Annotated in this window: 11 protein-coding genes; 7 read left to right on the top strand and 4 right to left on the bottom strand. The window is 49.0% G+C overall.

The genetic code is table 11. The features are described from left to right. Positions 1-144: 144 nt before the first annotated feature. Both KGF70_RS08875 and serC read right to left on the bottom strand, forming a co-directional pair. Positions 145-1,314: a phosphoglycerate dehydrogenase gene (locus KGF70_RS08875; RefSeq protein WP_216768015.1), complete on the bottom strand. Its 1,170-nt coding sequence runs from the start codon at positions 1,312-1,314 to the stop codon at positions 145-147. 30 nt (positions 1,315-1,344) lie between these two features. Further along, positions 1,345-2,421: a 3-phosphoserine/phosphohydroxythreonine transaminase gene (serC, locus tag KGF70_RS08870; RefSeq protein ID WP_216768014.1), complete on the bottom strand. Its 1,077-nt coding sequence runs from the start codon at positions 2,419-2,421 to the stop codon at positions 1,345-1,347. Positions 2,422-2,937: 516 nt separating this feature from the next. Here serC and KGF70_RS08865 point away from each other — a divergent pair. The 5 genes from KGF70_RS08865 (at position 2,938) to KGF70_RS08845 (ending at position 10,626) form a co-directional block, all read left to right on the top strand. Then, entirely contained in the window at positions 2,938-3,561 is a 624-nt protein-coding gene (locus KGF70_RS08865) for a histidine phosphatase family protein (RefSeq protein WP_216768013.1), read from the top strand. A 1,448-nt stretch (positions 3,562-5,009) separates the two neighbouring features. Next, positions 5,010-6,833 (top strand): ABC transporter ATP-binding protein, encoded by a 1,824-nt coding sequence (locus KGF70_RS17765; RefSeq protein WP_216768012.1) that lies wholly within the window; start codon positions 5,010-5,012, stop codon positions 6,831-6,833. Next, positions 6,811-8,679: an ABC transporter ATP-binding protein gene (locus tag KGF70_RS08855; RefSeq protein WP_216768011.1), complete on the top strand. Its 1,869-nt coding sequence runs from the start codon at positions 6,811-6,813 to the stop codon at positions 8,677-8,679. The genes KGF70_RS17765 and KGF70_RS08855 overlap by 23 nt, the downstream gene beginning before the upstream one ends. A 262-nt stretch (positions 8,680-8,941) precedes the next feature. Then, complete coding sequence (locus tag KGF70_RS08850) at positions 8,942-9,931, top strand: aldo/keto reductase (protein ID WP_216768010.1); 990 nt, start codon at positions 8,942-8,944, stop codon at positions 9,929-9,931. A 473-nt stretch (positions 9,932-10,404) separates the two neighbouring features. After that, positions 10,405-10,626, top strand: a complete 222-nt coding sequence (locus KGF70_RS08845; protein ID WP_003637440.1) for a hypothetical protein — start codon at positions 10,405-10,407, stop codon at positions 10,624-10,626. A 2-nt stretch (positions 10,627-10,628) separates the two neighbouring features. Here KGF70_RS08845 and KGF70_RS08840 read toward each other — a convergent pair whose 3' ends face one another. Next, the gene (locus KGF70_RS08840; protein ID WP_088770224.1) at positions 10,629-10,979 is read right to left on the bottom strand and encodes an iron chaperone; all 351 of its coding nucleotides are present in this window, start codon (positions 10,977-10,979) and stop codon (positions 10,629-10,631) included. After that, a complete protein-coding gene (locus tag KGF70_RS08835; protein WP_216768009.1) occupies positions 10,966-11,847 on the bottom strand; it encodes an NFACT RNA binding domain-containing protein in 882 nt (293 codons plus the stop codon). Before KGF70_RS08835 ends, KGF70_RS08840 begins: the two co-directional genes overlap by 14 nt. A 195-nt stretch (positions 11,848-12,042) precedes the next feature. Between KGF70_RS08835 and KGF70_RS08830 the strand changes: the two genes are divergently transcribed. Together KGF70_RS08830 and KGF70_RS08825 are read left to right on the top strand one after the other, a co-directional pair. Beyond that, positions 12,043-13,230 (top strand): acetate/propionate family kinase, encoded by a 1,188-nt coding sequence (locus KGF70_RS08830; protein WP_216768008.1) that lies wholly within the window; start codon positions 12,043-12,045, stop codon positions 13,228-13,230. Between the two features lie 129 nt (positions 13,231-13,359). Next, complete coding sequence (locus tag KGF70_RS08825) at positions 13,360-13,539, top strand: small multidrug resistance protein (RefSeq protein ID WP_225083503.1); 180 nt, start codon at positions 13,360-13,362, stop codon at positions 13,537-13,539. Positions 13,540-13,729 lie beyond the last annotated feature (190 nt).

Genomic DNA, 13,729 nt, shown 5'->3' with positions numbered 1-13,729 from the left:
TGTCAGCGCTCGATTTCTGAAAGTTACGGATAGTCATAGCTAGTCCGCATTTATGTTTGAAAACTTAGCGCATACAGGCCAGAAACTAGTCAACACCAATTCCATGATGATGCAGATTTGAGCAGGGTTAAGCAAGACGAACCATTAATCCTGTTGCAGTAACCGCACCCGAATGACTGCGGGAATCTTCGTCAGTTCGTCGATTAGTTGGGCGTGTTGCGGTTGTTGTAAGTCGTCGACATCAATAATCGTATAGGCCGTTTGGTGCTTGGCGGCGTTGGCCATCGTCGTGATATTGAGGTTGGCTGCGGCCAGTTTCGCCGTGATTTGGCTCACCATGTTGGGCACGTTTTGGTGGATGATGGTAAAACGGTAAGCGGCGTTGAATGGCACGTTTAGGTCCGGCAAATTGATGGCGGCGTGGACGTTACCGGTCTCTAAGTAAGTCATGATGGTTCGCGCGGCCTGCGTGGCACCGTTGACCTCGGCTTCTAGCGTTGAGCCACCGATATGGGGGGTGACGGTGACGTCCGGGTTGTCAGCGAGCTGCGGTTCGCCAAAGTCGGTGTAGTAGTGCGCGATGTGATGTGCGGCGATGGCTGCTAAGGCGGCGGTATTATCCACGATGCCGAGGCGTGAATAGTTGAATAACTGGACACCGGCGGGCATTGAAGCGAAAGCTTCCGCATTAAGTAAATTTAGCGTGTCCGGATTTTTAGGGACGTGGACGGTGACGAAATCGGCGTGTTTAACGGCGTCGGTCAGGGTCGCGGCCCGCTGCACTTGTTTGGCAATATTCCAGGCGGCATCGGCGGATAGGTAGGGGTCATAACCAATCACGTTCATCCCCAGATTGAGGGCGGCGTTGGCCACTAGTGAACCGACGTGGCCCAGGCCAATCACAGCCAGCGTCTTACCCGTTAATTCGGAGCCGTTAAACTGGGTCTTGTCATGCTCAGTCCGCTGAGAAACGTCCGCCTCAGTGTGCTTCGCTGAATAGTTGGCGGCGGCCATCAAATGGCGAGAAGCGACGATCAGGAGGCCGATAATCAGTTCCTTGACGGTGTTGGCGTTACTGCCGGGCGTATTGAAAACGGCGGTACCATTTGCGGTTGCTTGGTCGAGCGGAATGTTGTTGACACCGGCGCCGGCGCGAGCAATTACCTTGAGCGACGTGGGTAGTGTCTCATGGTGCAAGTTGGCCGAGCGAATCAGATAGGCATCGGGCTGGTCAGACTGGTTCAGCGCGTAATCAGCGGAAAATGTGTTGAGACCGGCTGGGGCGATGGCGTTGTAAGTTTTAATTTGATACATAACGAAATTCCTCCTCGGATCGTTCGAATATTAATGATGTTGGGCTTCAAATGCGGCTAAGTAGTCAACGAGGGCTTGGACCCCGGCAAGTGGCATGGCGTTATAGAGACTAGCTCGCATACCCCCAACGGAGCGGTGGCCCTTTAGATTCAAGAGACCGTGTTGGCTGGCACCAGCGATGACGGCGGCGTCTAGTTCGGCGTTGCCGGTGACAAAGGGCACATTCATCGTTGAGCGGTCGCTGGCTTTAACGGGATTCGTGAATAGTTGTGACTGGTCGAGAAAGTCGTACAGTAGCGCGGCTTTAGCGTGATTACGCGCCGTCATGGCTGCTAAGCCACCCTGTTGTTTGAGCCACTTGAGGACGAGCCCCGCGGCATAGATTGCAAAAACGGGTGGCGTGTTGAACATCGAGTGTTTGTCAGCGAACAGTTGATAATCCAGCATGCTGGGGAGCTGTTGGGCGTGGCCAATCAAGTCCTCGCGAACGATGACCAGCGTCAAACCAGCAGGGCCCAGGTTCTTCTGAGCGCCGGCAAAAATCAGGCCAAAATCACTGACGCGGTAGGATTCACCTAAAAAGTTAGAAGACATGTCGGCGACCAGTGGAATATCGCCGGTGGCTGGCAAATCGGTCGTCATGGTTCCTTCAATCGTATTGTTGGTCGTCAAATGAACGTAGTCGAGGGTTGGATCGAGTGGCTGTTCGATAGTGGGTAGCCGGTCATAATGGGTGGCGGCGCTACTGCCAAGGACGGTGACTTTGGTGTCAACGCGTTGGGCTTCGTCGCCAGCCCGTTGTGCCCAGTGTCCGCTATCTAACAGGCCAATGTGGTGATGGTTCGTCGCGAGGTTCAACGGGGCAGCGGTGAACTGCAAGGTCCCGCCACCTTGAAAGAATAGCACCCGGTAGTTATCGGGAATCGCCATTAGGTCCCGCAAGTCCTGTTCGGCGTCATTGATGACTTGTTCGAACAGATCGGAGCGATGGGAGATTTCCAAGATACTCATCCCAGAATTCTGAAATGACGGTAACGCTGCTTGAATTTGGGCAATGACGGGTTGCGGCAAGACCGCTGGACCAGCAGAAAAATTATAAATTGGCATAAAAAATCCTCGCTTTCGATTGTTTAATGGCAGTTAAACGGCTAATCGTCTGGAGCAGGTCGACCTAATCACATCTCGATGGTTAGTCAGCTAGTACTAACGTGAACCATCATCAGTTCGTGTATCAGGCAACTGTGGCGTTTCGCCCGATTAGTCGGTAACAACAAAAAAGTCCTCGCAGTCGATTTCGACTACCAGGACGGTTAATGACAATCTGAAGCAATTGCGCCCGGTAGCGAATGTCTAACATCCGTGCTCGGGCTGATTTGCGAACGCAAAATTAGGCCAACACAGATGAGTGCGTAGACCAGGAGGAACTGATATGATATTGATTGTTGAGTTGTCGCTGTGCCATAATCAGTTAGACTCCTTTCGACTGACCGGTCATGATTGCCGGTGCTTGAATTGCGTTGGTATTAATTTAGCAAGCAAATTCTGGTTTGTCAAGCATGTTAATGAGAAAAAACTGTGACACCATTACTGTAATTAATAATAATCTAATCTTGGAGGCGCACAATGACAACCTTTTACGTGGTACGGCATGGTCAAACAACGGCCAATGCGCAAAATCTCAAACAGGGCACGATCAATACTGACATCACGCACCTAAATGCCGTAGGTCGGCAACAAGCTCAAACGCTACACGACGCGTTTGATATCAGTTTTGCGGACCGACTCATTTGTAGTCCACTCGACCGCACCCAGGCAACCGCGGCTATTTTGAATGCAGGCCGTGACTTGCCCGTTAGTACGGATGAGCGGCTATTAGAAATTTCATACGGCCAGTGGGATGGGCAGGCCAACGACCAATTATTGGCCGCCTATCCGCAGTATTTTGATCCAATGTTGCAGGACCTCTTACCGAGTTACGTCGATGTGGCGACGGACGGCGAGACGTTTACGCATGTGCAGCAACGGGTTCAAGCCTTTTTGACGGCCATGGCCCAGGCCTATCCCGATGAACAACTGATTGTCGTGACCCACGGCTTTACCGTCAAGGCCATGGCGCTTGCGGTGCTCCAACCAAAAGACCCGATGAGCCTGCCAGAGCCCGCCAACACCAGTGTGACTAAGATCGTCGTCGATGCCGTGCACGCGCGTCAGTACTTGGCCTACTACAATCGGCTGCCACAGTTCTAATGGGTATTGCTTAACGAACCGCACATTCCGGATTACAATAGAGGTTGGTTTGAAATAACCACGTCCTGTTGAACCATATTTCAAATCCGAGTTTCATTCAGGCAACAACAGCAGACATCACATAAACTCCTAAGTGAGGCAGTCCTGGCAAATGCGAGGACTGCCTTTTTGGCATGGCATTATCGGGGAATCGGGCAGTTGGAGACTACATTTTCCAAATCGCCATCCAATGAACTGACCGGTTCAATCAGCGTAATAACTACGCGTTGTGCTAGTTATTCTTTAGCCTTAAAGATGGTTAAATCATGACAAGTTCTAAGTTCAAGTGCTGCCAGCTGAGACCCGCTGGAAGAAGTGCGACTGAGCGTAAACTTGCTGTTGTGGAGACGTCCTAGGCCGGCTTCCAGGTATTTCTGACAACGCTGGAACGCGATGGACACAGATTTAAGCCGACAACCCACGTCTTAAATACTGGTCTTTCACTAACCAAGCAAAAGACGCTTGTTAAGTGAAATTTCATCGCTGAGCATTGTCAGAAACACCTTCCAGCCTGGATGGTATTCGAAAGGCAGACGTGTGCGAACTCAACTTTTTCTTAGATTAGTCGTTGATTCGTAGTCTAAGGTCATTTTGACATTCAACTGTCAGACTAGTTTTTAATGATAGCTAAGCTTCCTAACCCATGTTTTAACTTTTCGAATCAGCAGTTTCACTGAATTTGTCAGAACTTTCCCTAATCGTTTGAGATAGCAAAGCCTCAAATTATAAACGAAGGTAATTTTATCGACTAAATTCAAGACTAATATCCGTTGAATCTTGCGAATAAAATTTAACGGATTTTTTCAGTGATTAAGTGTGATAAAGCATTATTGAGGCCAATTAAAAGTTTGCCTGAAGGACCAGTCACTTAATATTCAGTGGTCAATTGCACCCAGATAGGTGGCTGTTCATCTGCCATTCGAGCGGGTTCCCGACTGGAGGGGCTGATTGACAATGCTCAAGGGCGAAATTCTTCTTGTCCGGGCGAATTTCCCGGGCTAGAAGAAGACTCGTATTTGAAATTGCGCAGTGGGGTTCTGCGTGAGTTCAAATTGATGTCCGCCCTGTTCCAGCGTTGTCAGCCAGCCCCGGAGGTCGGACTAAGGCGCGCATTGGCTGACGAACAGGACGCCAACTTGTCATGATTTAACCATGAATCATGACGAATTAACTAGCACAATGCACAATAACTAGCGCCATGCCGAGTGATAAATTGACATGGCATATGATTGTAATATAATAAAGCAATTAAAAATTGATTAGATTAGTGAACTGGTTTCAGTTGTTGCTGGTGAGACTAGCGCCGTTTTGAAGCTAACAGTCCGAGTAGGCGCCGTGTCATGAAACGTGATGGACGGGGATCGTTCAAAGCGAAATTGCCCTAATCAGCTAGAAAAGGGGGGATGATTGTGAATCTAACGCACAAAAAGAATTCGATCTTTCAGAATATTCACTGGTACTTGACCAAAGCAGCGCCCAAATTTCCGAATCTCAAGTACGGCTTGCTCCTGACCGTGACGATGAGTCTGATTTTACTAGTTGCAACTAGTGGCGTCCCAACGTTGATTGTCTGGGGGTTACAGGAGCAATTAGCATTTCCGCAGTTTGCCGGTTTCATCTTGTCAATTTGTGTCGGACTCGGGTGTTTGGTGGCTGGGCAAGCCGTTTATAAGACGTGGATGACGTGGGAGAATGCCAATCTCAGAATGCAACTGAGCGTGGATGATGGCGAGGGCTTTTTGAATTCGCCTTTTGAGGAATCAATCGATACCGCGGTCCAAAAACAACGCGCGAGGAGTAGTAAGCTGGGATACGAAGATGACGATAGTGGGGTCGCATTGCTGTGGCCCAGCTTCGTCGACTTTAGTGCAACGCTGATTTCGGTAGGGGTGATTGCCGGATTGACGCTGAGAATACAGTGGTGGAGCCCAATCGTCATTGTCACGCTGACACTTTTGGCGGGAACCCTGCTGGTCAAGTTTGATCGCGGTCAGGAAAAGTTCAGAACGAGTTTAGCAAACATTAATTTTATGCAGAAATATTTGTATAAAGAGGCGTTCAGGTTAGGGGCCGGCAAAGATATCAGACTCTATCACTTGCGACAGCAGTATCATCAAAAAATCGCCGCCTTATCGCAACAGATGCTAGCGGTACAGCGCCAACTTGACCGCGAGAAGATCAAAGCCGTGTGGGTCGTTTGCCTGATTGATAGTGTTCAATTGATTTTGTTATACGTGCCATTAGTTATACAGGTGAGTTCACACCACTTATCGCTACCGGCGTTCACCTTTTTCTTTACCCTGTTAGGCACCTTAAGCAACCTGGTTCGGAAGGGTGCGACCGAATTCTCGCAGATGATTGTCGCCAACGAGAACTTATCGGTGGGGCGTGATTATTTAGATTACGCGGCGCAGTTCATCACGTCTGATTCAGAACAGCACCAATTGCAAAATAAGGCGCAAGTGGAAAAAATCGAGTTTAGAAACGTCAGCTATCACTATCCAAATCATGATCAGAAAATTATTGATGATGTTAGTTTTGTCATCCATAAAAATACGGCGGTGGCGCTAGTCGGACTCAATGGCGCGGGTAAATCCACACTGGTCGCGCTACTGATGGGCTTACTGAAGCCGACTAGTGGCACGATATTGATCAATGATCAGCCCAGTGAGACGTTCGATTATCATGACTATTTAGGGCTGTTTGCACCTGTTTTTCAGGAATCCGCGACGTTTGCAGATACGTTAGAAAACAACATTACTTTTGGAAAAACAGCTACCCCGGCCATGGAAGCCGCCATCAGACAGTCTGGATTATGGAAAGACGTCCAGGACTTGCCGGCGGGGCTACAAACGAATCTAACACAGTATGTCGATGATCAGGGGATGAGCCTGTCAGGTGGGCAATCTCAGAAGCTGATGCTGGCCCGAGCGCTATATCAAAAGCGGCCAGTGTTAATTCTGGATGAACCGACTGCGGCCCTGGATGCGCTAGCTGAAAGTGAACTGTATCAGCACTATCACGACTTGTCGAAGGGGACGATTTCCATCTTCATCTCCCATCGTTTGGCCTCGACGCAGTTTGCAGATATCGTCTTTTTCGTTCAGGATGGCCGAATCGCGGATGCGGGGACTCATCAGGATTTGATGAAAGCCAATCCAGCCTATGCAGCCCTCTACCACGCGCAAAGTCAATATTATCAGGAGGGGGATGGCGCGGATACAACGGAATAAATTCGGACAATTTAACGCGGATTTGACCAAGGCCCGGAGCTATATCAGATATGCCAATCAGCTATATCCACATGTTTTTGGTATTCAGTTGTGTGCCTCGGTGATTTCGACCATCAGCATCTTCGTCAATATCTTCTTTATTGGCCAAATCATCAACCTGCTCGTGCGTGCGGAAGACCAACCAATCGTGATTTGGCGAACAGTCGGCTTCTTATTGATCTTGTTGGTTTTGAATCTAATCAGCGAATATTTCAAAGTGCGGGCGAACTCGGGTGCACATCTGATTTTGGCCCACGCACGGCGCAACATGGCGACCAAAATGTTAGACGCCGACTATCCGACTTTTATTGACCCGGCCTTTAGAAAGCTGTATAGCACGGTCAAAACTGGCTTCACTTACACGGGTGGTTTTACAGTTTTCGTGGCCAATATTTTGAACGGCCTGATTTCGTTTGGAACCACTTGTGTGCTGGCGGCCGGTTCGCTTGTCGTGATGATTTTTGCCCATGCGACGACCCATGACTCATTGGGGAATTTCGTTAATTCGCCGTGGTTCATCCTGGTCGTCATCGGCTTGGTCGTGATTCCACTGCTTAGTTCGCGACCAATTACGACTGCGAGAAGTCAAATCATGAAGCAGTTTTTCGCCTATAATATTCAATTCAATCGGGTGCTCGACTATTACGGCGAGATTTTATTTAAAACGCCGATTTTTGGCAAGACGCTCAGATTGTATGATCTGACTGGTAAAACAGTTAGGAAGGCGCGCGAGGACGTCTACCAGCAGATTAAAAAAGACGCTGATTTTCAGGTCAGGGTCGCACAGGTTGCCAGCATGAATACGTTGATTACATATGGTGTTGTCGGTTTATTGTATCTATTAGTCTCGATGAAGAGTGCCACTGGGGCCATTGGAGTCGGGAGCGTGGTCGTCTATGTCGGCTATTTGCAGCAATTAATGGCCACGTTAGCCACCGTTTTTAGTGCTTGGGGCCAACGAGAAAGCTCATTTAAAACAATGGATCAGTATATTCAGTTCATGAATTTTGGCGATACCACCGATGATTCTGGTAAACGACCGCTTCCGGACTTGGGGACGGACTGCCAAATCGAATTTAGCCACGTGTCTTATCGCTATCCTGGAAGTGACAGGTGGGCGTTGAACGATATCAACCTGACCATCCACAAGGGCGAACGGTTAGCCATCGTCGGGCCTAATGGGAGTGGCAAGACGACGCTGGTGAAATTGTTGGTCAAACTAATTCAACCGACATCTGGCACGATCAAGATTAATGGTGTCAACATCGATGATTTAAGTGTTGCTGACTATCAAGCCCTGTTTTCGGTGGTGTTTCAAGACTTCTCATTATCCAGTTTTTCAGTTAACGACAACGTTTCGTCGGCGCCCACACTGAATGCGGCCCGGGCCAAACGGTCGTTGAAACTAGCTGGCGTCTGGGAAAAGATTGCGAGCCTCCCGCATCAAGGTGAAACCGCGATTGGGACGCAGTTGGATGCTAATGGCGTCCAATTTTCTGGTGGTGAATTACAAAAAATCGCCATTGCCCGGGCTTGGTACAAAGATGCGCCCATCATTGTGCTAGATGAACCGACCGCTGCGTTAGATCCAATCTCGGAAGCGGAGATTTACGCGCACTTCAATGAGCTGGTTGCCAATAAGACGGCGGTCTATATTTCTCATCGCATGAGTTCGACTCGCTTCAGCTCACGGATCCTCGTCTTAAATCACAGCGCCATCGTTGAAAGCGGGACACATACAACGCTGATGGCCCAGCACGGCCTCTATTACGACTTATTCTCACAACAAGCTAAGTATTATCAGTGATGGGGTGTGCTAGTCAAGGTAAAATGTGTCGATTCTTAAGTTAAAAGGCAGCCAGCTTAGGACCACTGGAAACAGTGCGAGTTTGCGTCAATTTTCAGTGGAGGTGACGTCTAAGCCAATCACTGGTGCATTTTCCTCATCTTTCCGCTAACTACTACTAATGATCGAAATCCGCTGAGATATCAGTCATTAAAACGGTACCAAAAATACAGAAGCGGTATAATATAAATTGTATTTAAAAATTAGATGAGGTGAGTAAATAATGACTTATTCGGCAGCAGGGACACGCTACGATCAGTTGCCAATACGGCGTGTCGGTAAGACTGGGTTACAATTACCAGTGATTTCGTTAGGATTATGGCGGCATTTCGGGGATGAAGCCCCATTTGCCCGTTCACGGGAGGTCGTATTAGACGCATTTGACCATGGTGTCTTCAGCTTTGACTTAGCCAATAACTATGGGCCATCGAAAGGCTCGGCAGAACGGACTTTTGGACAAATTATGCAACGTGATTTGAACCCCTATCGTGATGAATTAGTCATTACGACTAAGGCGGGTTATCCCGCTTGGCCCGGGCCATACGGGGCGTTTGGCTCACGCAAGACACTGATTAGCTCATTGGATCGGAGTCTCAAGCAGATGCATCTGGATTACGTCGATATTTTCTATTCACATCGTCCAGATCCTAATATTGATTTGCAGGAGACGGCCCAAGCGCTCGACCAACTCGTTCGCCAGGGGAAGGCACTGTACGTTGGGATTTCCAACTACGACCGGGACCAGACCGCGACGATGATTCAGTATTTCAACGACATGCACACGCCGTTCACGGTCAACCAGTATTCTTACAATATGTTGAATCAGCAGGCCCAGACGACCGGTTTATTGGACTATCTTGGCCAACATGGTGCGGGACTAGTTGCGTACGGGCCATTGGCGGAAGGATTGCTGAGCCAGCGCTATTTAGATGGCATTCTAGCGGATTTCCCAATCCATCGCACGAATAAATATTTGTTTGAACAGGGGACGCAGCCGGTCGTGGCGCAGTTGAACGCCTTAAATGACATCGCACAACAGCGCGGTCAAACTTTAGCCCAAATGGCATTAGCTTGGTTGTTGCGGTCTCAAACGGTCACCAGTGTCATCATTGGTACGACGAGCATCGACCACTTACACGCCAACCTTGACGCGGCCAAACAGTTGGACTTTAGTGCCGATGAAGTCGCAGCAATCACCGCGATTTTGAAGTAGGTCACGTCGCTAGTGCTCTGTTGCTGATATTCGGTACTGCAACGCAAGGATGACGTGGTGTTAGTGAGCGTCGCAACAGATGCTACTAGGTTTGAAACGAGTCACGGTTAGCCGACCGCCACAGGATGTTGGGGTTATGGTATTCGACGACTGAATTTAAAAAAATGGCGCTTCAAGTAGACGAATCCACTTGAGGCGCCATTTTAGGTGGCAATGATGGTCAGAATCAGCTAGCCGGTTGAAAGGGATTGGTTCACGATTCTAAACACAGTTGATTTAGCTGCTGATTAGTCAAAAAATGATGACAATGTTCGGTAATCCCGGTAGTTAAGCGTGTTATTAGTTGGCACTCGCAATCACTGATGGTTACAAACGACCGTAAAATCAACGTCATCAAAATGTAATGCTTTTTGTCGAACGTACGTTCTAAAAGTGTGCTATGATAGAGCTACTATTTCGATGAGGTGATGGACATGGAACAGCTGAAACCAATTGAAGCGTCGATATTACAAGCCTATGAGTTGAACTGCGTTGTCCAGCTCACATTGAGCGATGGCCGTCAGCCAAGCGGGCTCATTGCGGCTGTGAACGACCATCAGCTACTATTGAATCAACAAGCTGGCGTGGTGAACCAGGTCGCCCTGGACGACGTCACAGCCATTGACTTTTTAGCGCAGTCATGGTGGCAGCGCTAAGCCTAAAGGTCGTATTTGGCGATGATTTCGCGCCGACGAAAAGCCGTAATGGCACCAATTAAATCTAGTGGTAAGGGGGCATCCAGTGGGAATTGGATGGCTCCTTTACTCGTCTTATAGGCGGTCAACGTGGCTTGAAAAGCAGTCACCGCGCTGGGCGTTGGGTATAAGCCAAAGTGGTGCTGGTTGAGTGCGAAGTGAATCACATTCTCATGCCAATAAAAGGTCGGCATTTGATATTTGAGCTGTTCTTCAGCGCCTGGTAGATTTGCGGCAATCGTCTGACGAATGGCAGTGAGCTGGTCGCGATAGGCTGCTGGTGCGGCCGCAATATAAGTGTCAATGGGTGTCATTGGCTGTCTCCTGTTCGCGTAATTCGGTGACTAGGTTGGCGTCCGGCGCTACCGTCAGGGTCTTGGCTGGACCACTGAAAGTCACTAAGCCAGCTTTGGCCCCCTTGGGTTTATGCATTTGACCCACGGTGAGGACGTCGACTGGGACGCGCTTGAGCTGCCGCCCTTTACTATAATAAGCCGTTAAGACGGCCGCTTCGTGCAAGGTCCGTTCGCTCGGATGGGTACTGTGAATGACGACGTGCGAGCCCGGAATTTCACCGCCCGCGTGCATCCAGTAATAATCTTTGCGCGCCGTCATGGTCAGGTGGTCGTTTTGGTGGCTATTTTTGCCGACCTCTACTAAGACATGGTCATGGGTGTAAAACCGGCGCGGGTGAGCGGGTTCTGGCGCTTTCGATGAATGCAAAACCTGGGTGTGAATCGCACCGGCGTCGATCAATTTTGCTTTGAGTGTCGCCACTTGTTTCGCATCAGTCGGGTCAAAATTGGCTTGGGTCGTGAGCTGTTGTTGTAACTCGGCCTCAGCCTTAGTCAGGTTAGCTTGAACGGTCGCACGGCCGCGTTTGCTCTTGCGGTAGCGTTTAAAATAATCTTCAGCATTTTCCATAATTGATTTTTTAATATCAAGTTGAATACTGAGTTGGTGACCGGGATGCTGATAGTCCGGTAATTCGACGAAATGATGGCGACCGTCGATCTGGCTGGCATAGGTCTTCAACAGCGTCCCTTTAAGCTGCAGGTCATCGGCCACTGGCAGGTGTGCGAGCGCCTTAGTCAGCGACTCGATTTGCTTGCGCGTGTGATGAATTAGGTGCGCCAAGCCATGCTGGACGAGCGCGGCATCGTTTGCGGGTAAGGTTGTCATGAATACGTTCCTCTAATCTCTAAAAGTTAACGTCTCAATGATAACACGTTCCGGATAATCAGCGATATCACAACCGCTGATGGCCTAAAAAGGTGCGGGCTGGTGCGGCTTCCATAGTCAATTTATTAAGATTGAAAAAAGTTGAGCATTTTTCAGAAAATTCCGGTATTCTAGTACTTGGGAGTTGAGAGAGAAATGCAGAAAACATTGATTATTAATGCGGGTAGTTCGTCTTTGAAATGGCAATTATTTGCCATGCCTGCCGAAACCGTCGTCGCGAGTGGGTTGGTTGAGCGAATCAGTACGCCTGGTTCGATTTTTACCATCAAGTACGGTGACCATCAGAAATTTGAGAAGACTGTCGACCAATTGAGTCAAAGTCAGGCTGCTCAGATGCTATTAGATGAATTACAGCAGTTAGCAATTATTGAATCCTTATCAGAAATCACGGCGGTGGCGCACCGCGTCGTGGCGGGTGGCGAGACCTTCAAGCAGGCGGTCGCAATCACGCCGGAAGTGTTGACCGCCATCAAACAGTTGAGTGATTTTGCACCATTGCACAATCCGATGGAAGCGCGTGGTATCGAAACGATGGCCAAAGCCTTGCCAGACGTGACGCAATACGCCGTGTTTGATAGTCAGTTCTTTACCGATTTGCCTGAAATGAACGCGATTTATAGTCTGCCCTATGATTTAACGCAACAATATCACATTCGCCGCTATGGTGAACACGGCATTTCCCACGGTTACTTGACCGGGCGTGCGGCCACGCTATTAGATCAGCCACAATCAGAAGTTAACCTGGTGACGTTGCATTTAGGGAGCGGTTCTTCCCTAGCCGCAGTCAAAGCTGGCCGGGCGTTTGATACGTCGATGGGCTTTACACCGCTAACTGGGGTGACGATGGGCACGCGTGCGGGGGATGTCGACCCGGCACTGCTGCCATTCTTGATGAAGGTCTTAAAGACGACTGACCCGAATGAAATCATGACGTTACTCAATGACCAGTCCGGCTTATTAGGACTCTCAGGGGTGTCATCAGATATGCGTGAAATTCGAGCCCAGGAAGCCACCAATCCGCAGGCCCACTTGGCGATTGAAATCTTCATCAACCGAATCGTTAAGTACGCCGGGAGTTATCTGACAGAGTTGAAACACGTGGATGCGTTAGTCTTCGCTGGCGGTATCGGTGAGCATAATCCCAAGCTCCGGCAACAAATCGTTGATGAACTCAGCATTTTTGGTGTCAAACTGGATGCGGACTTGAACGCCGCCGGGCAGGAAGGTGTCATCAGCAGTCCCGACTCGCAAATCAAAGTGTTACTGATTCCGACTAACGAAGAGTTGGCAATGGTGCGCCAGGTCGCAGCGCTGCAAAATTAAGCTTCTCTTAATTCGGAAGCGGCAACGACCCCTGGACGAACAGCCGTGCTATACTAACTGACAAGGATCCCATAATGGGACTTGTAAGGAGGGAAGCTCTCGTCGCAGAGCGCATAGATGATCGGTTTATTGATTGCTTTAGTAATTGGTTTGTGGTTGCTCAAAGTTATCTTTAAAATTGGTTTCAAAATTATTGGTTGGGTGTTCATGATTGCCATCGGGTTATTTTTATTCAAAATTGCCCTATGGCTCGGCCTAATCGTTGTCGCAATTGCCGGTGTCGCTTTATTCGGAAGTGCCACGACTTAACGTGAAGATAAATTGAGTAACTTAAAAAATCGTTTTACCCATTGCTAGTGACGGAATTGAATCGTTACTAGCATGGTCAAAACGACTTAAATATCGTTAAAAAGGCCGCCTCGAATCTGAGGCGGCTATTTTTTAATGGTTATCGTACACATTGCGCTAGTTAATTTGTCTGGCTTACTGTTCGTCAGCT

The sequence above is a fragment of the Lactiplantibacillus sp. 7.2.4 genome (assembly GCF_018991185.1).
GTDB classification, from domain to species: Bacteria; Bacillota; Bacilli; order Lactobacillales; family Lactobacillaceae; genus Lactiplantibacillus; species Lactiplantibacillus pentosus.
Note: the sequence above shows the minus strand (reverse complement) of the source record. Positions and strands in the feature narration are given on the sequence as shown.

Excerpts from the sequence above, each read along its gene's own strand:
- KGF70_RS08875 (WP_216768015.1), bottom strand. The coding sequence starts at position 1,314 with ATGTATCAAATTAAAACTTACAACGCCATCGCCCCAGCCGGTCTCAAC.
- serC (WP_216768014.1), bottom strand. The coding sequence starts at position 2,421 with ATGCCAATTTATAATTTTTCTGCTGGTCCAGCGGTCTTGCCGCAACCC.
- KGF70_RS08865 (WP_216768013.1), top strand. The coding sequence starts at position 2,938 with ATGACAACCTTTTACGTGGTACGGCATGGTCAAACAACGGCCAATGCG.
- KGF70_RS08855 (WP_216768011.1), top strand. The coding sequence starts at position 6,811 with ATGGCGCGGATACAACGGAATAAATTCGGACAATTTAACGCGGATTTG.
- KGF70_RS08850 (WP_216768010.1), top strand. The coding sequence starts at position 8,942 with ATGACTTATTCGGCAGCAGGGACACGCTACGATCAGTTGCCAATACGG.
- KGF70_RS08845 (WP_003637440.1), top strand. The coding sequence starts at position 10,405 with ATGGAACAGCTGAAACCAATTGAAGCGTCGATATTACAAGCCTATGAG.
- KGF70_RS08840 (WP_088770224.1), bottom strand. The coding sequence starts at position 10,979 with ATGACACCCATTGACACTTATATTGCGGCCGCACCAGCAGCCTATCGC.
- KGF70_RS08835 (WP_216768009.1), bottom strand. The coding sequence starts at position 11,847 with ATGACAACCTTACCCGCAAACGATGCCGCGCTCGTCCAGCATGGCTTG.
- KGF70_RS08830 (WP_216768008.1), top strand. The coding sequence starts at position 12,043 with ATGCAGAAAACATTGATTATTAATGCGGGTAGTTCGTCTTTGAAATGG.